Source organism: Pusillimonas minor (assembly GCF_014237865.1).
GTDB lineage: Bacteria > Pseudomonadota > Gammaproteobacteria > Burkholderiales > Burkholderiaceae_B > Neopusillimonas > Neopusillimonas minor.
This window is the reverse complement of sequence record NZ_JACJUU010000006.1, coordinates 58,778-74,956: the sequence shown is the minus strand read 5'-3', so window position 1 is coordinate 74,956 and position 16,179 is coordinate 58,778. Positions and strand designations below refer to the sequence as shown.

The 16,179-nt window shown below is 58.2% G+C and carries 12 protein-coding genes and 1 tRNA gene; 2 read left to right on the top strand and 11 right to left on the bottom strand.

Annotation, left to right across the window (positions count from 1 at the left end):
- Position 1: 1 nt before the first annotated feature.
- The 6 genes from GTU67_RS09215 to GTU67_RS09190 all read right to left on the bottom strand — a co-directional run bounded on the left by GTU67_RS09215 (position 2) and on the right by GTU67_RS09190 (position 6,543).
- Positions 2–724 carry a type 1 glutamine amidotransferase gene (locus GTU67_RS09215; protein ID WP_185779785.1) on the bottom strand — a complete coding sequence of 241 codons (723 nt, stop codon included), beginning with the start codon at positions 722–724 and terminating at the stop codon, positions 2–4.
- Positions 721–2,202, bottom strand: a complete 1,482-nt coding sequence (locus GTU67_RS09210) for an amidase (protein WP_249417663.1) — start codon at positions 2,200–2,202, stop codon at positions 721–723. Before GTU67_RS09210 ends, GTU67_RS09215 begins: the two co-directional genes overlap by 4 nt.
- Positions 2,186–3,352, bottom strand: coding sequence for an ABC transporter substrate-binding protein (locus GTU67_RS09205; RefSeq protein ID WP_346727013.1), 1,167 nt, complete (start codon positions 3,350–3,352; stop codon positions 2,186–2,188). The genes GTU67_RS09210 and GTU67_RS09205 overlap by 17 nt, the downstream gene beginning before the upstream one ends.
- A gap of 82 nt (positions 3,353–3,434) precedes the next feature.
- Entirely contained in the window at positions 3,435–3,758 is a 324-nt protein-coding gene (locus tag GTU67_RS09200; RefSeq protein WP_123659767.1) for a 2Fe-2S iron-sulfur cluster-binding protein, read from the bottom strand.
- A gap of 8 nt (positions 3,759–3,766) precedes the next feature.
- Positions 3,767–5,203 (bottom strand): glutamine synthetase family protein, encoded by a 1,437-nt coding sequence (locus tag GTU67_RS09195; RefSeq protein ID WP_185779784.1) that lies wholly within the window; start codon positions 5,201–5,203, stop codon positions 3,767–3,769.
- 2 nt (positions 5,204–5,205) lie between these two features.
- Positions 5,206–6,543, bottom strand: coding sequence for an aromatic ring-hydroxylating dioxygenase subunit alpha (locus tag GTU67_RS09190; RefSeq protein ID WP_185779783.1), 1,338 nt, complete (start codon positions 6,541–6,543; stop codon positions 5,206–5,208).
- A 341-nt stretch (positions 6,544–6,884) separates the two neighbouring features.
- On the opposite strand from GTU67_RS09190, the gene GTU67_RS09185 reads away from it, so the two are divergent.
- A complete protein-coding gene (locus GTU67_RS09185) occupies positions 6,885–7,628 on the top strand; it encodes a GntR family transcriptional regulator (RefSeq protein WP_185779782.1) in 744 nt (247 codons plus the stop codon).
- Positions 7,629–7,692: 64 nt separating this feature from the next.
- Here the strand turns inward: GTU67_RS09185 and GTU67_RS09180 are convergent.
- Positions 7,693–7,767: transfer RNA gene (locus tag GTU67_RS09180), tRNA-Arg, on the bottom strand.
- 154 nt (positions 7,768–7,921) lie between these two features.
- Here GTU67_RS09180 and GTU67_RS09175 point away from each other — a divergent pair.
- Positions 7,922–8,836: a c-type cytochrome gene (locus GTU67_RS09175; protein ID WP_185779781.1), complete on the top strand. Its 915-nt coding sequence runs from the start codon at positions 7,922–7,924 to the stop codon at positions 8,834–8,836.
- 134 nt (positions 8,837–8,970) lie between these two features.
- On the opposite strand, the gene GTU67_RS09170 is transcribed toward GTU67_RS09175, so the two are convergent.
- From GTU67_RS09170 to hemE, 4 genes are all read right to left on the bottom strand, one after another.
- Positions 8,971–10,506 carry a 3-hydroxyacyl-CoA dehydrogenase gene (locus GTU67_RS09170; protein ID WP_185779780.1) on the bottom strand — a complete coding sequence of 512 codons (1,536 nt, stop codon included), beginning with the start codon at positions 10,504–10,506 and terminating at the stop codon, positions 8,971–8,973.
- Between the two features lie 52 nt (positions 10,507–10,558).
- The gene (locus GTU67_RS09165) at positions 10,559–12,628 is read right to left on the bottom strand and encodes a UvrD-helicase domain-containing protein (RefSeq protein WP_249417662.1); all 2,070 of its coding nucleotides are present in this window, start codon (positions 12,626–12,628) and stop codon (positions 10,559–10,561) included.
- Positions 12,628–14,715 carry a primosomal protein N' gene (locus GTU67_RS09160; protein ID WP_346727012.1) on the bottom strand — a complete coding sequence of 696 codons (2,088 nt, stop codon included), beginning with the start codon at positions 14,713–14,715 and terminating at the stop codon, positions 12,628–12,630. Before GTU67_RS09160 ends, GTU67_RS09165 begins: the two co-directional genes overlap by 1 nt.
- A 382-nt stretch (positions 14,716–15,097) precedes the next feature.
- Positions 15,098–16,168 carry a uroporphyrinogen decarboxylase gene (gene hemE / locus GTU67_RS09155; RefSeq protein ID WP_185779779.1) on the bottom strand — a complete coding sequence of 357 codons (1,071 nt, stop codon included), beginning with the start codon at positions 16,166–16,168 and terminating at the stop codon, positions 15,098–15,100.
- Between the last annotated feature and the right edge of the window lie 11 nt (positions 16,169–16,179).

Sequence of the window (16,179 nt, the reverse complement as noted above, 5' to 3'; positions counted from 1 at the left end):
CTTATTTTTTAAGGCCCAGGGCCCAGCGGGTATACACCCGCTGGAGCACTGTTTTCATGTCACCGGTGCGCTCGTCCAATTGGCTCAGGGTGTCGTCCACCGACGTCACGGCCGGGTTGCCCGCCATGTGCTCACGTCGTAAAAAGGCCCCGTTACGCTGGTAGTAGTCGTGAACCAGTTCGGGGGTCATCTCGAAATGTGATTGCATGCCAATGTGCAAATCGCGCACCACAAAGGCCTGATTGGCACAATGGGTGCCGGTAGCAATACGGTGCGCACGGTCGGGAAGCTCGAAGGTGTCGCTGTGCCACTGAAACGTCAGCAAACTGGTCGGCTGCGACACGCCCCACCAGCTTAACGCCACCGGGTCGGGCTCGACGGCAATAGGTTGCCAGCCGATTTCGGGCCGCACATTGCGCCGCACCGTTGCACCCAGGGCCTTGGCCAGTTGCTGCGCCCCCAGGCAATGGCCAGCCACCGGGATGTCTTGCGCATCGGCCAGACGTATCAAGTCCCGCTCGTGCGTCAGCCACTCGTCATCATCATTGACCCCCATAGGCCCGCCCATAAAGATCAGCCCGCTGAAATCGTCGGGGTGCCTGGGCACCGGCTCACCCCGATACGTTTCAATGATCGAATACGAGAGGCCCAAGGTGTTGATAATGTCGATGACCGATCCGGGTCGGCCGATGTCGGAGTGCTGGAATATGGCGACAGGTTTCATGCAGTGGGTTGACGAAGAAGTTCAAGTTCTGCAGCAAACCTTAACACTTGTTCGTCTTCGTAGCGACGACCGACCACCTGCAGGCCAAACGGCAAACCTGCAGCGTTAACCCCCAGTGGCATGGCCACGGCCGGCATTTGCGTAATATTGAACGGGAATGCAAAGCCGTTACCTGCAAACCAGTTCTCGGCGTCTGCAGACGCCGCGACAGGGGCATTAAGGCTTGGCGCGACCTGCGACGTTGCAGGTGTCAGCAATACATCGATGTTGCTGAACAAGGTCGCTACGCGTGTTGCAAACGCGCGTAAACGCGCGCGGCTGCGGGTCAGCGTGGCCTGGTTCAGCCTTGCCCCGGCTTCATACACCCCACTCAAACGCGGGTCGAGTAACGCAAGTTTCTCGGGCGCCCAGTCAATAAACGATTCGTAAATACGCGACTGCCAGACACGCCACATGTCTTCTGCCAGGCCTTCAGTGCGAAGGTCTGCCGGCTGCAGGTCGTAACCCGCCGTGCCCAGGTGGGCGACAAATTGTCTGAAAGCAGCGTCAATGGTTGGATCAAGCGCTTCGTCGGCGTCGACTTGCGTTGCCCACCCGATGCGCAAACAGCGCCCCGGCAACGAATTACGCGCCCGGGGATAGAGCGAGGACGGGTCGAGCGGATGCGCCCCCGCCATGGCCGAGTACGCCCAGGCACAATCGGCCACGCTGCGCGTCAACACCCCCAAATGCGCAAACTCGGCAAATGCGCTTTGCGGTGCCAGCGGCATAGCGCCAAACGTGGGCTTGAAGCCCACCACACCGCACCAGGAAGCAGGTATACGCACCGACCCGCCGGCGTCGCTACCCAAAGCAACAGGGCCCCAACCTGCCGCCACCTGCGCGGCCGCGCCACTGCTGGAACCACCGGCCGAATGCGCAAGCGACCGAGGGTTGCGGGTAATGCCGGCATGCGGGTTGGTTGAACCGATCGTCCAGCCGAACTCGGTAGTGGTTGTTTTTCCGAAGATGACACTGCCCGCGTTGCGCAGCAGCGTTACGGCAGGCGCATCTTGCATGGCCGCCGGGTCGGTCAGTGACGACAATGAGCCTCGTCGTGTGGGCCAACCCTTGACGGCGACGAGGTCTTTAACCGACACCGGCACCCCGTCGAGCGGGCCTAACGGTGCGCCCGCACGGTAGCGGGCCTGGGCGGCTTGTGCCTGGGCCAGTGCCTGGTCAGGGTCGAGCAAGCAAAATGCGTTAATGCCCGCCGTGTCGGCCTGGATATCGTCCAGCAACTGCTGCGTTACCGTCACCGGGGAAAGCTCACCCCGACGGAACTGCCCGACCATTGTGGCAAGGCCGGGGGCAAACGCGGTTGGCGTTTTCGCAGGCGAAACGGTGTCGGCGCCCGAAACGCTGCCGGCAGCCGCGCCGGATACCGTTGCAGCCGCGCGATGACCTACCGTATCCATGCCCTCAGCGGCCGGCTTCATAAGTCTTGAATTCCACATTCATCAGTTCGCCGTCAACACGCTCAAGACGACGAATATACTGGTTCTGGACAACATCCCGGGTTTCTGGGTCGATAGCAATGGGACCACGCGGGCTTTCGAATGCCAGCCCCTTGAACGCTTCAAGCAGGGCCTGGCCGCCGGCATTGGCACCGGCCTTTTTCAGACCGCCATAAATCAGGGCCATACCATCGTAAGCTGAAACGCTCATGATGGTGGGCCGCTCTTTGGCGCCCAGCGCCGCCTGGAACTGTTGCACATACGTACGGTTCAGTTCGGATGGATGCTGCATGGAGTAGGGATACACTGTCGTCGCGCCCAATCCGTTATCGCCAATGACATCAAGAATTGACTCGTAAACAATATCGCCAGTGCCAATCAGCTTGATACCGTCGTCGGCCAGGCCTTTGGTTTTAAAGTCTTTGAACAACGCAGGTGCCACGTTGCCGGCATTCACAAAGGCGAACAGAACGTCGGGCTTCGAATCTTTGACACGCTGCAAATACGGCGCGAAATCAACCGTCATGAGCGGCACACGGACGCTGCCGATAATCTCGCCGCCGCCTTGCTCGTAGGCCTGCCGGAACGCTTTTTCCGCATCATGCCCTGGGGCATAGTCGGCCACGATCATGTAAGCCTTTTTCTGGCCCTGCTCAAGCGCCCACTGGGCAATGGGCGGTACCATGGTGTCGTAGCCAAACGACGTGCGCACCATGTAAGGCGAACGCGAGGTCAGCTTTGCCGATGCCGCATTCATGACCACCATGGGCACCTTGGCTTGTGTCGCTACCGGCGCAACCGCCAGCGCATTGGGCGTAAACCCGAAGCCCGCCAAAATATCGACCTTGTCTTGCACAATAAGCTCTTGCGCCAGACGTTTGGCCACTTCCGGCTGCGGCCCGCCCACATCTTTGTAGATCACCTCGATGCGTTGACCGTCGACAGTCGTGCCGTGCTGCTTCTGATAGGCCTCGATACCAGCCTTCATCTGGCGACCAAATTCGGCGAACGGCCCTGTCATTTCGGCAATCATGCCAACCTTGATCACATCTTGTGCCGTGGCCTGGCCCGCGACCAATAACCCCCCCGAAACAACAACACCCAAAGCCCCTGCTTTCTTCCACAAACCCACAATTGCTCCTTTATGATTTTCGGATATGCCTGATCCGTTCTGTTTCGCAACCCATTACTAATGTTCAGGCAAAGCGCGTTGACTAATACTGCGCCTCGGGGATATGCACAATCAAGCCGTCCAGCTCCGGCCCTACGCTGATCTGGCAACTTAAGCGGCTGGTGGGCTTGCGCTCGGCGGCAACACCGTCAAGCAACTCATTTTCCATTTCGTCTGGGGCCGGCAGCAACGCCGCAAACTTCTCGTCGACGTACACGTGACAAGTCGCACAGGAGCAGCAGCCGCCGCACTCAGCCTCGATGCCGCGCACGTTGTTCATGATGGCGTTTTCCATCAGGCTGGCACCGTCTTTGGCATCAACAGCACGGTCGGTGCCATCGCGAAGAATGTAATGAATAACCGTCATAAATCGTCCTAAAACAAATCAAAGTACTCGCGGTGTTCCCACTCGGATACGTCAAGATTGAAGCGCGCAATTTCCGCTTCTTTGATGTGGCAAAAATAGTCAACAAAGCCGGGACCCAGTTTCTCAACCAGACAGGCGTCGTTACGCAGGCACTGCAGCGCCTCGCCCAACGACCGTGGCAACAGTTCGGCCTGGGTTTCGTAAGGCACGTCGGCCGACGGCCCGGGGTCGAGTTGACGCGCAATACCGTCAAGGCCGGCGTATAACTGTGACGCCATATACAGATAAGGATTTGCGGTCGGCTCGCCCACGCGATTTTCAATGCGTGTTGCCGACTGGCCCACACCGCCCAGCACACGCAACATGGCAGCGCGGTTATCACGCGCCCACACGGCACGATCGGGAGCCAGCGAAAACGGCCGATAACGGCGGTACCCGTTAATGGTCGGGCTGGCCAGGGCGGCCGCACCACAGGCATGTGTCTTCAGGCCGGCCAGGTACTGCAGGCCCAGCGGGCTTAAATCGGCGCCCTCGACTTGCGGCACAAACGCATTCTGGCCTGTGGCTTTGCTGCGCAATGACTGATGCAAATGCCATCCGCTGGACATCACGTTGGGGATACGCGGGCGACACATGAACGTCGCGTGATAGCCCGCCCGGTAACAGATTTGCTTGATGGCGCTACGCACCAGAATCATCAGATCAGCCGGCGCCAGCCCCACCGTGGGGCTGAAAGTCAGCTCGAACTGACTGGGGCCAAACTCGACCTCGAGCGAACGTAGCGGCAACCCCAACGCCTGCAACTGCACACGAAGCAACTCCATGACGTCGTCCACGCGGTCATATCGCATTTCAGTCAGATATTGCGCGCCATGCGACAGCAGCGATACCGTCGGCGGTGTGCCGGGCTGACCGGAATCGGTCAGGGCCATATTGGGGTCATCCAGCCGGAATACGTGGAATTCGACTTCAAGCCCCGCTACAAATTCGTAGCCCAGCGCATCAAGCTCGTTGACGGCCCGCGTCATGATCTGGCGCGACGACACCGGCGACGGCTGGCCATCGGTGCTGTAAGCATCGCACAGCACCCAGCCAGCTTTGTTGGTCCAGGGCAAAACTCGAAACGTTGCCGGGTCGGCCACAATAGTGAAATCAGACGCACCCTGCATACCGGGAATTTGGTAACCCCCGCTGTTGAACACCGGAAACACCGTTTTATGCGACGTATCTTTAAGCAAGAGCGTCGTCGTCAGGTTGACGCCGTCAGACAACGCTCCTTTCGCTTCAGCGGCGACCAGTGTCTTGCCGCGCAAAATACCGTGCTGATCGGGAAACGCAAAACGCAAGGTTTCGATCTCGCCGGCATCGATGCGGGCGACAAGTTCGGCCGCACTTGCGCGCTGGTCATCGCCCCACAGGCCGTGGCGCTCGACAAAAGAGGCCATGGTTATTCTCCGGCGGGCTCGGTCAGGCGCGCAGCTGCCCAGTCACAAGCCTTGCGGCGTGCCAGGTCGGCCTCTTGCCAATATTGCACGGGGTCAACGCCTGCCTTTTCAATACCGTCGATAGAAGGCGGCCCACTAAAGCCAGAGGCCTGATCGACAGAGATAAGCATGGGTGCATCGCCCCCTTCCAGCGTGCTTTCGATGGCGCGCACCAACTGACGGCGAAACGCCACGATGCCCTTGTCGGTGGTGCCCAGGTGCTCACGGGTGCGGTCTTGAATGGGCCCCTGCGACTCAATCGCCCACTGGTCGTGTACGTTGATGTCAAAGCCCATCCCCGTATAGGTTTGGGTGTTCTGTTCGTCGATGTTGTAGCCGTAGTTGTTACGCTTGTTCTTGCGCGATACGTAATCGGGCAGCTCGTAAAGTTCAAGGCGCTGTTCGCGCATGCGTTTTTTATCGACAGGGCCGGTAAAGCTGGTAAAGATGGCATACCAGTAGCAATGGGTGTCGTCGATCGGCACATGCCATTGCGAAATGGTCATTTCGGCGCTCATGGGGATGACAAACGCCTGCGGGAAGACAACGTTGGTGACGCGCACATGGGTTTGGGCCTGAGGCAGCTTGCGTAAAGCGGTTAACCGAAAGCCATAAGCTGTCGGGTCGACCGAAATATCGGGGCGGTCGTACTCGCGCAGCACACGGGTGATGGGCATATCTGAATCGGCAGAAGCCCCGCGAAACTGTTTGCCATAGCTTTCCGACGTATCTTCGTCTTCGAAGAAACGATGCAAATAAGACGCGTGCGCCGGGTCCATGCCAACCTCAAGCGCCTGCAGCCAGTTGCACTCGATCAGGCCCTTAAAGGCAAAGGTATGCGTGTCGGGTGCGACAAAGCAGTCAAACTCGGGAAATGCGGGCGGCTCGCCCTCGCCGATGTAGGCAAAAATAATGCCGCTACGCTGAACCACCGGATACGCGCGCTGCTTGATACGGGTATGCAGCTTGCTGCCTTCAGGTTCGGCAGGTGTCTCCAGGCAGTCGCCCTTCACATTGAACAACCAGCCATGAAACGGGCAACGCAAACCGCCGTTTTCGATACGGCCATACGCCAGGTCGGCGCCACGGTGCGGACAGTCGCGATCGATGAAGCCCAGTTCGCCCGCTTCGTCGCGGAACAAAACAAACGCTTGGCCCATAAGCCGCACCGGGCGCACGGGGCGCGGCCCTTCGAGCTCGTCGACCAGGGCAACCGGCTGCCAATAGCGGCGCAGCAGCTGACCGGCAGGTGCGCCAGGCCCGACACGGGTGATGAAATCGTTTTGTTGAGCACTAAGCATATAGCCCCCTGAAACAATGGCAATAAATGATGAATACAATTGTATACAACAAGCCATTTTCATCGCAATTTCAGCGCGCCACCATAAAGCAAAGCAAACCAATTAAAATGCTGTTTATTATCAATTACTTGGTTGATTAAATAGCGATTAACAAGGTATTTTTTATTGGTATAAACCCCTAACAAACCGGATGCCATCAGGCCAAAAACAAGCCAATTGCATACAATGATTCAAGACGATTAATGCCAGCACTCGCCCTATAAAGCCCCGGTTAAGCGCGCGCGGCTACGCAACGCCATTGGCCTGTATACAATAACAATGTCCATCAAAAGCCAGACAACATGACCTCCCAACAATCCCGAGTTCTCGTGCAACTGCGCGGCCTGATCCTTAACGGTACTTTTGCGCCGGGCGAGCGGCTGGCCGAAATTCCGCTGTCAGAACGTTTGAACACATCGCGCACACCCGTTCGTCAGGCCCTGGTCTCGCTCGAGCACGAAGGGCTCATCGAGGCCTCGCCGGGCGGCGGTTACCACATGCGCAGTTTCACTATGCAAGATGTGTCCGACGCGATCCGGATGCGCGGGGTCATCGAGGGCTTTGCCGCCCGCCTGCTGGCCGAAAACGGCGCGTCGCGTCGCACCATGAAAATTCTGAAAGACTGCCTGGATGAAGGGGATGCCGTCGTATTCAAGGCCAACATGGACCTTGACGACTATGCGCGTTACGCCCAAATGAACGACCGCTTTCACCAGGCCATTATCGACGGCTGCGCCAACAAGACGCTGGCACGCACTATTGAAACCTTGAACAGCCAGGCTTTTGCTGCAGCCAGCGCAACGTTGCCCATGCAGTCGTCAATGGAAGAAGGCCACGAATGGATGAAGCAGGCTCACCGTACCCACCACGCCATTGTGCAAGCCATTGAAAAGCATCAGGGAAGCCGTGCCCAGGCATTAGGCGAAGAGCACGTAGAAATTGCACGCCAGAACCTGGACTTTGCCATGGAAGACCCAGAACGGGCTGCAAAGATACTGCCGGGGTTTCAGTTGGTGCGGGATTCGGAGAAACTGTTGCGACCCTGACAACCCGAAAAGGGATTGTGACGGGTGCATGCAAGCGTGGGCGTATAGAAGGGGATGCTGCAGTTGGCGCGCCCGACAGGAATCGAACCTGTATCGAGAGCTTCGGAAACTCTAATTCTATCCATTGAACTACGGGCGCGTCAGCCGGCTATTGTAGCGCGTTTACGGCAAAGTTTTTTCAATACCCTGACCCACGCCCTGCAATCGGGCGACACACCCGTTATAATCGCTAACTTAGTTTGATTTACCGATCCAGGCAAGCGCCTTTGTTCCCGTATACGCAGGACTCGAGTATGAACAACACAGAACACCACAACGAAGAAAACCACGAAGGGCATGAAGGCCCCATCAAGACACCCAAACAACTTATTGTCACGGTTGTCCTGTCGTTTATCGTTCCCGTCATCATCATTTTCCTGCTGATTCGCCTGGTCGTATCCAGCGATCTGGTTGGCGCGGGCTCCGACGCCCAAACCCCCGAGGCCATTGCCCAGCGCATCAAACCGGTTGCGGGCTTCGCACTGGTCGACGCCAACGCACCCAAAGTCTTCAAAACCGGCCAGCAAGTCTACGAAACCACCTGTGCTTCGTGCCATAACGCCGGTGTTGCCGGCGCGCCAAAAATGGGCGACAAAGCCGCATGGGCGCCACTGGTCGCTTCGGGCGAAGACACACTGGTTACCAACGCCATCAAGGGTAAAAACGCCATGCCTGCCAAGGGCGGCAACCCCACCCTCGACGACTTCGAAATTCACCGCGCTGTGGTCTACATGGCCAATCAGTCGGGCGCTTCGTTCGAAGAACCCAAAGAGCCCGCCGCCGAAGACAAGGCCGCTGAGGCCGCACCCGCTGCCGCAGCAGCACCGGCGGCCCCTGTAGCTGCTGCCCCTGCGGCTGCCCCGGCCGAAGCGCCTAAAGCCGAAGCCCCTGCAGCCGCCCAAACCGCTGCCGCAGCCCCCGCCTCGGTCGATCCCGCCGGCGAAAAGCTCTACAAATCCATGTGCTTCTCGTGCCACGACATGGGCTTGGCCGGCGCCCCCAAACTGGGCGACAAGGCCGCATGGGCACCCCTTATTGCCACTGGCATGGACACAATGGTTGCCATTGCCATCAAGGGCAAAGGCGCCATGCCTCCTCGGGGCGGCACACAAGCCTCCGACGACGAAATCCGCGCAGCCGTTCAGTACATGGTTTCAAAGTCGCAGTAATCCAGCACGGCCGGGGCATAAAGCGTTCGCATAATGCCAACGCAGCCCCAAACCAGCAAGCCGTTCTTCATAAAAAAAGCAGCCCGAAGGCTGCTTTTTTTGCGTCTGGTTAAAGACTTAACCCACACCCCGACTTAAACCGACACGCACGCGGGTTCGGTGCGAAGCGACACACCCAGTTGAACGCGCCGCTGCAACCACAGGCTGGCGCGGTAACGCATGTCGCCAGTGGTGCGGTGCATGGCCCGCAAAATTTCAAGAATGTGTGCAGCACCCAGGGTGTCGCCCATGCTTAGCGGGCCGCCCATGGGGTAGCCCAGGCCTAACGACACGGCCAGATCAATGTCTTCGGGCGAAGCGATGGTTTGCTGGGCAATGTCGCAAGCCACATTGACGATGGCCGCCACAAGGCGCTGGCCCACAAACCCGGCCGAGTCATCAATAATAGATACCGGCGTGTTGTCGGATGCAAACAGTGCATGAGCCGCATCGCGCCATTGGGGCGAGGTGGCCAACGAGCACATGACAACACGGCGTTTGCCCTGCTCAAGACCAAAGAAGGTGTCCAGTGCAACAGTGCGTTCGCCATCGAGCTGATGGGCGCTGACGACCGATGCCGAGTCTTCGCCATAGGGAGTGACCACCAACAGTGCATCGACGGGCGGTTGCTCGGACGACACTACCGTGGCACCCAATGTTTTAAGCAAACCCAACGCCCGCTTGTGGCCCACCGAATGGTAAGGTGCCACCCACACTTTCAGGCCGGCTGGCAGCGCCGGTACGGCGGGTTCGGCAGGCACTTGCTTTTGGCCATCGGTGTATTTGTAAAAACCTTCACCCGTTTTACGCCCCAACAAGCCGCCGGCAAAACGCACGGCGGTAATTGGCGAGGGGCGGAAACGCGGCTCGTCGTAAAACTGCTGATAGATTGACTCCATGACCGGGTGGGATACATCGAGGGCGGTCAAGTCAAGCAGTTCGAAAGGCCCCATGCGAAAGCCGGCCTGTTCGCGCATGATGGCGTCGATCTGGTAAAACGGCGCGACCGATTCTTGCGCCGTGCGAAGACCTTCGATGTTCAGGCCACGGCCGGCATGATTAACGATGAAACCCGGCATGTCTTTGGCGCGCACCGGCTTGTGGCCCATTTTGCGCGCCAGCGCCATCAGGGCGTCGCCTGTTTCCCGATCGGAGCGCAAGCCGTCGATGATCTCGACCACTTTCATGAGCGGCACAGGGTTGAAGAAATGGAAACCAGCAACACGACCCGGCTTGTCGCAAGCTGCAGCAATGGCCGTAATGGCCAGTGACGACGTGTTGGACGCCAGAATGCAATCAGCCGAAACAATCGCTTCGAGCTGCTTGAACAGGTCGCGTTTGACATCGAGACGCTCGATAACGGCCTCGATGACCAGATCGGCCGACGCCATATCGGACAAGTCGGCACACGCCTGAATGCGGCCCAGCGCTGCAGCGGCGTCGTCGGCCGACAACTTGCCTTTGGCCGAGAGTTTGTCCCAGGTTTGTTGCAGCGCCTCGCGCGCGGCAGAAACCGCTGCTGCGTTCAGGTCGAACAATTTGACGACAATACCCGCCTGTGCCGCAATTTGGGCAATACCGCGGCCCATGGCGCCCGCGCCGACAATACCAATGGTGTTGATTTCTTTCATATCACTCCGTCTCCTGACACGCAGCCGTGGCCACGGTCGTCGAAAATAAAAACTACGATTTGTTCAGTAACTGTTTAAGCATGCCCAGGCGCTCTTTGGGGCTTAGCCCGGCGGCAGTATCGACACCTGCAGCATTCCCGGCCTGAAAACCCATTTCGGCAATAAAGCGGGAAGGTTCACGCACGACGTCTTCGCGCGCACGGCGACGACGCTTGCACCAGCTTAGATTGAGGGTGCGTTGCGCACGCGTAATGCCCACGTACATCAGACGGCGCTCTTCCTGGATCCGCTGGGCCAACGCGTCTTCGCCGGCCGCTGAAGCCGTGTCGTCGTCATCACGACCCAAATGCGGCAGCAAGCCCTCTTCGACCCCCACCAAGAACACGTGGGGGTATTCTAAACCTTTGGACGCATGCAACGTCGACAGTTTAACGGCATCGGGCGCGTCGTCATCGCTGCGCTCGAGCATGGTGACCAAGGCAATATGCTGCACCAGCGCCATCACGTTCAAGTCGTCTTCGATGGCTTTGCGCTTTAACCAGCCCACAAGCTCAAGCACGTTTTGCCAGCGGTTCTGGGCCGGTTTTTCGTCGAGGGTATCGTACAAGAAGCGCTCGTACTGAATGGCCGCCAGCAATTCGTCAAGGATATCGCCAGCCGCTTGGGCACTTTCTTTAGCGGCACGCGTTTGAATCCGCTGAATGAATTCGCCAAACGTTTGCAACGGTTCGAGCTGACGTGCCGACAGGCGATCGGTGGTGCCGATGGAAAAAATCGCTTCGAACAAGGACAGCTGCTGTGCCGATGCATACTCGCCCAGCGCCTGCAGGGTGGCCTGACCGATGCCGCGACGCGGCGTGGTCACCGCGCGAATAAATGACGGATCATCGGCATCGTTGGCAATCAGGCGCAGGTACGACAAGATGTCGCGAATTTCTGCCTTGTCGAAAAAGCTCTGGCCGCCCGACACCGAGTACGGTATGCGCAAATTGCGCAGGGCCTGCTCAAGCACCCGCGCCTGCTGATTGCTACGGTACAAAATAGCAAAGTCGCGCCAATTGGCCTGACGCTCGACCCGCTCGGAGGAAATCCGAAAAGCGACGGACTCGGCTTCGATTTCTTCAGAGTCCATCGCTTTGACTTGTATGGGGTCGCCAACGCCCAGATCGGACCAGAGTTTTTTATCGAACAAATTCGGGTTATGGCTGATAACCTGATTGGCCGCCGCCAGTACGCGCTGCACCGACCTGTAATTTTGTTCAAGCTTGATCAGCTTCAAGCCTGGGTAGTCGGTGGTCAGCTTGGCCAGGTTTTGTACAGTGGCCCCGCGCCAGGCGTAGATGGCCTGGTCGTCATCACCGACGGCCGTAAACATGGCGCGGTCGCCGGTTAGCATGCGCACCAGACGATACTGGCATTCGTTGGTGTCCTGGTATTCGTCGACCAGCAAGTACTGTACACGGGCTTGCCAACGCTGCCGCACCTCGGCATTTGACTCTAGCAACCGGGCCGGCAGGCGTATCAGGTCGTCAAAATCAACCGCCTGGTAGGCCTCGAGGGTCGCGTTATAGCTGCGATACACACGCACGGCCTCGATGTCGCTGGGTGTTAGCGCAATTTTTTCAGCCTGATCAGGCTCGACCAAAGCGTTTTTCCATAACGAGATCGTTTGCTGCACGGCCTTGAGGCGCGCCTTGTCGGTGGTTGCCAACAGCTCCTGGATAATCGCCAGTGCATCGGTAGAATCGAAAATCGAGAACTGCGATTTCAGGCCCACATACGCGGCCTCTTCACGCAAAAACCTGACGCCCAGCGAGTGAAACGTACTGACAGTCAGGCCCTTGGAAACCTTGCGATCAACAAGATTCTTGATGCGTTCGCTCATTTCGCGCGCAGCCTTGTTGGTAAACGTCAGCGCAACAACTTGCCTGCCCGCGTAGCCGCACTCTCGCAGCAAATAAGCAATTTTCTGGGTAATGACGCGGGTCTTGCCACTGCCTGCGCCCGCCAGCACCAGACACGGCCCATTTAAATACAACACGGCCTCGCGCTGCGCCGGGTTCAGATCGACAGGCAACGTGTAGCCCACTGGCATTGACGCATTGTGCGTAAACGTTGTCATCAGATCTCCAGGGGGTCGACTTCAAGATGGCAGCGCACACGATGACGCGTAGCGAGCGCTGCAACATCGGCTGACCAAGTGGTCAAGAAAGCCTGCAACGCCGGACGACTATCGCTCTCGACCAGAAGTTGCGCCCTTTCGGTGTTTGCCACCCTGACCACCCGCAATGGCACAGGGTCGTAACGCGTAACCGCGTCGGAGGTAGGATAAAGCTCGGGCGCGGTATCCGGCAGCGCTGCCGCCTCGGACAAGAAGGCAACGGCCGTCTTGAGCGCGCGGGCCTCGGCGGTTAGCAAGGCCTGATAGGCAAACGGCGGCAAGCCAACGGCCTTGCGCTCTTCGAGGCTGTACCGCGCAAAGCCCTGGTAATCGTGTTTAAGCAATGCCTGGTACACCGGCTGTTCGGGGTAGTCGGTTTGGATAATGACCTCGCCCGCGCCGGCATGACGCCCTGCACGGCCCGCAACTTGCATCAGTTGGGCAAACAAACGTTCGGGTGCACGAAAATCTTGCGCAAACAACATGGCATCGGCATTCAGTACCCCCACCAGCCCCAACTTGGCAAAATCGTGACCTTTCGCCACCATTTGTGTGCCGACCAGAATATCGACCTCACCGGCGTGCACTTGCGCAAACAAGGCTTCGGCGCTGCCTTTCAGGCGCGTACTGTCGGCATCAATGCGTGAAATACGGGCTTGAGGGAACCATTCGGCCAAATGCTCTTCGAGGCGCTGTGTGCCACGACCCATGGGGCGCAAATCCTGGTCGCCGCAGTCGGGACAACGCCGGGGAACGGCGGCATGGTAGCCGCAATGATGGCATTGCAAATGGTTGTGTGCACGCCCGCCCTGGGTGCGATGCAAAATGGTGTAGGCCGTGCAGCGCGGACACTGGCTGACCCAGCCGCAAGAATTGCAACTGACCACCGGCGCATAACCCCTACGATTCAGAAAGATAAGGACCTGTTCTTGCTGTGCCAGGCGCGCTTTGACGGCGTCGAGCAATTGCGGCGAAAACCCATGTTCGAGCGCGAGACGCCGGGTATCGACCAGACGCACCTGCGGCAGCTGAACCGCCCGGGCGCGCTGGGTAAGGCTTAACAATTGATAATGATCACGCTGGGCGTTATGCCAGGTTTCAAGTGACGGGGTCGCCGACCCCAGCACCACCGGCACCTGCAGGTCGTGGCCGCGCCAGACGGCCAGATCGCGCGCCGAGTAGCGCAGGCCGTCTTGTTGCTTGTAAGACGTGTCGTGCTCTTCGTCAACAATAATAAGGCCCAGATCGGGCATGGGTGTCATGATGGACAGGCGCGTACCCAGCAACACCCGGGCTTGCCCCCGCGAGATGCGTAACCAGGCACGCAAGCGTTCGCCATCGGCCAGACCACTGTGAAGTACCGCCAGCAGGCCAGGTTGATCGGCGTTGCCCAGACGCGCACGCAGCGATTGCTCGAACTGTGGAGTCAGATTGATTTCGGGCACCATGAACAGCACCTGGCGCCCCTGAGCCAGAACATGTTGCGCGGCATGCATATACACTTCGGTTTTGCCGCTGCCCGTCACCCCATGCAGCAAAAAAGTTTGATGCCCCTGCGCCCCGGTTATGGCTTGTACGGCATGCGCTTGCTCGGGATTCAGCTGAACCGGCGCGGCGCTGGCCGCGTCGACCACGGCAACCTTGCGTTTCGATTTGTCGACACGCGCAACCGGCCCCCCACGCGCACCTTTACCGGTATACCCCGTTACTTTGCGCAGCGACACCGGCAGTGCCGGCAACATGACTTCGCCCAACGGACGCTGGTAATACCGTGCGGCAAACACCACCAGGCGCATCCAGTCGTCGGGCATGGGGGGCAGATCATCAAGCACGGCATCGACCGCCTTGACACCTTCGGGGGGGATGTCGGGGGCCGCCTTAACCTGCGCCACCATGCCAATCATTTGGCGGCGACCAAAAGAAACAATAACGCGCGTACCTGCATCGACAGGGGTAGGCGCGTAGTAGTCGAACAGCCCAGGCAGAGGGACGTCGAGGGCTACCCCAAGCCAGTAACGCGTGGCTTCGGTCGATTCTTGTGTCGGCACAACGTCAGCATTGATCACATCCGGCCTTGTTTGAAGTTAAAGCAATTTCTAGGATATTTGCAGCCAGGCTTGACAATACAAGCCCTTCTGATGTTTTCAACAAGCCTGTGGATAACTTTGGGGAAAATGCAATTAATAACCCTGGGGAAAGTCAATTAAAGTTAGTACTTAATTTACAGAAATATTTTTATAATTCGAAAAAATAGTAATTAAATCAGAAGGTTATTTAATTTAATTAAATTGTATCTAACATAGCCGCGCTCATTGTGCGGCGCGAAAATATTTGTGCACAACTTAGATAAAAAGCCCGATGAATCGGGCTTGAAGGTTAGATTTGAAGGCGCAAACCAGCACATTGCACTGCAACTAAATGTGCGTTGAATCAGTGCTTTGCGCGACTATGGCTATGGACTTCGTCAACCAGAATACCCACCGCTTCGGGCGGGGTGAAACGATTGATGCCATGCCCAAAGTTAAACACGTGCCCACCCGTACCCACCGGGCCGAAATCGTCGATGACGCGACGCGCCTCGGTGCGAATAGCGGCCTCGGTGCCGAACAAGGTCATGGGGTCGAGATTGCCCTGCAACGCGACCTTGTCGCTAATGCGGCGGCGTGCCTGCGTCAGGTTGACTGTCCAGTCGACGCCCATGGCATCGCAGCCGCACGCGGCGATTTCTTCGAGCCATAGGCCGCCACCCTTGGTAAAGACAATCACGGGAACCTGCCGCCCGTCTTGTTCGCGAATCAGGCCGTCGACGACCTTGCGCGTGTAGGCCAGCGAGAACTGCTGAAACAGGCCGTCGGCCAACACGCCGCCCCAACTGTCGAAAACCATGACGGCCTGTGCGCCGGCCTGAATTTGTGCGTTAAGGTACGCCGTAGTGGCCTGTACGTTGACCTCGAGGATGCGATGCAGCAGATCGGGACGGCTGTACAGCATGGTTTTGATCAGGCGGTAATCGCTAGACCCTTGCCCTTCAACCATATAACAGGCGACCGTCCAGGGGCTGCCGGCAAAGCCAATAAGCGGCACTTTACCGTCGAGCTCTTTGCGAATAAGCGATACCGCGTCAAACACGTACTGCAAGTTGGACAGATCGGGGGCCTGCAGTTTGGCAACATCGGCTTCGGTACGGACGGGGTGCGCAAACTGCGGGCCTTCGCCGGCGACAAAGTCTAACCCCAGGCCCATGGCATGGGGAATAGTAAGAATGTCGGAAAAGAGAATGGCCGCATCAAGGTCGAAGCGCTCGAGCGGCTGCAAGGTTACTTCACAGGCGTATTCGGGATTTTGAGCCAGACCAAGAAACGACCCTGCTTTTGCGCGCGTTTGGTTGTATTCGGGCAAATAGCGGCCGGCCTGGCGCATAAGCCAAAGCGGCGTATAGGGAACAGGCTGACGCAGCAAAGCGCGCAGGAAAACGTCGTTTTTTAAGCTTGGAAAAGACACGGCAATCCTTG

Excerpts from the sequence above, each read along its gene's own strand:
- GTU67_RS09170 (WP_185779780.1), bottom strand. The coding sequence starts at position 10,506 with ATGAAAGAAATCAACACCATTGGTATTGTCGGCGCGGGCGCCATGGGC.
- GTU67_RS09195 (WP_185779784.1), bottom strand. The coding sequence starts at position 5,203 with ATGGCCTCTTTTGTCGAGCGCCACGGCCTGTGGGGCGATGACCAGCGC.
- GTU67_RS09165 (WP_249417662.1), bottom strand. The coding sequence starts at position 12,628 with ATGACAACGTTTACGCACAATGCGTCAATGCCAGTGGGCTACACGTTG.
- GTU67_RS09210 (WP_249417663.1), bottom strand. The coding sequence starts at position 2,202 with ATGAAGCCGGCCGCTGAGGGCATGGATACGGTAGGTCATCGCGCGGCT.
- GTU67_RS09190 (WP_185779783.1), bottom strand. The coding sequence starts at position 6,543 with ATGCTTAGTGCTCAACAAAACGATTTCATCACCCGTGTCGGGCCTGGC.
- GTU67_RS09175 (WP_185779781.1), top strand. The coding sequence starts at position 7,922 with ATGAACAACACAGAACACCACAACGAAGAAAACCACGAAGGGCATGAA.
- GTU67_RS09215 (WP_185779785.1), bottom strand. The coding sequence starts at position 724 with ATGAAACCTGTCGCCATATTCCAGCACTCCGACATCGGCCGACCCGGA.
- GTU67_RS09185 (WP_185779782.1), top strand. The coding sequence starts at position 6,885 with ATGACCTCCCAACAATCCCGAGTTCTCGTGCAACTGCGCGGCCTGATC.
- GTU67_RS09200 (WP_123659767.1), bottom strand. The coding sequence starts at position 3,758 with ATGACGGTTATTCATTACATTCTTCGCGATGGCACCGACCGTGCTGTT.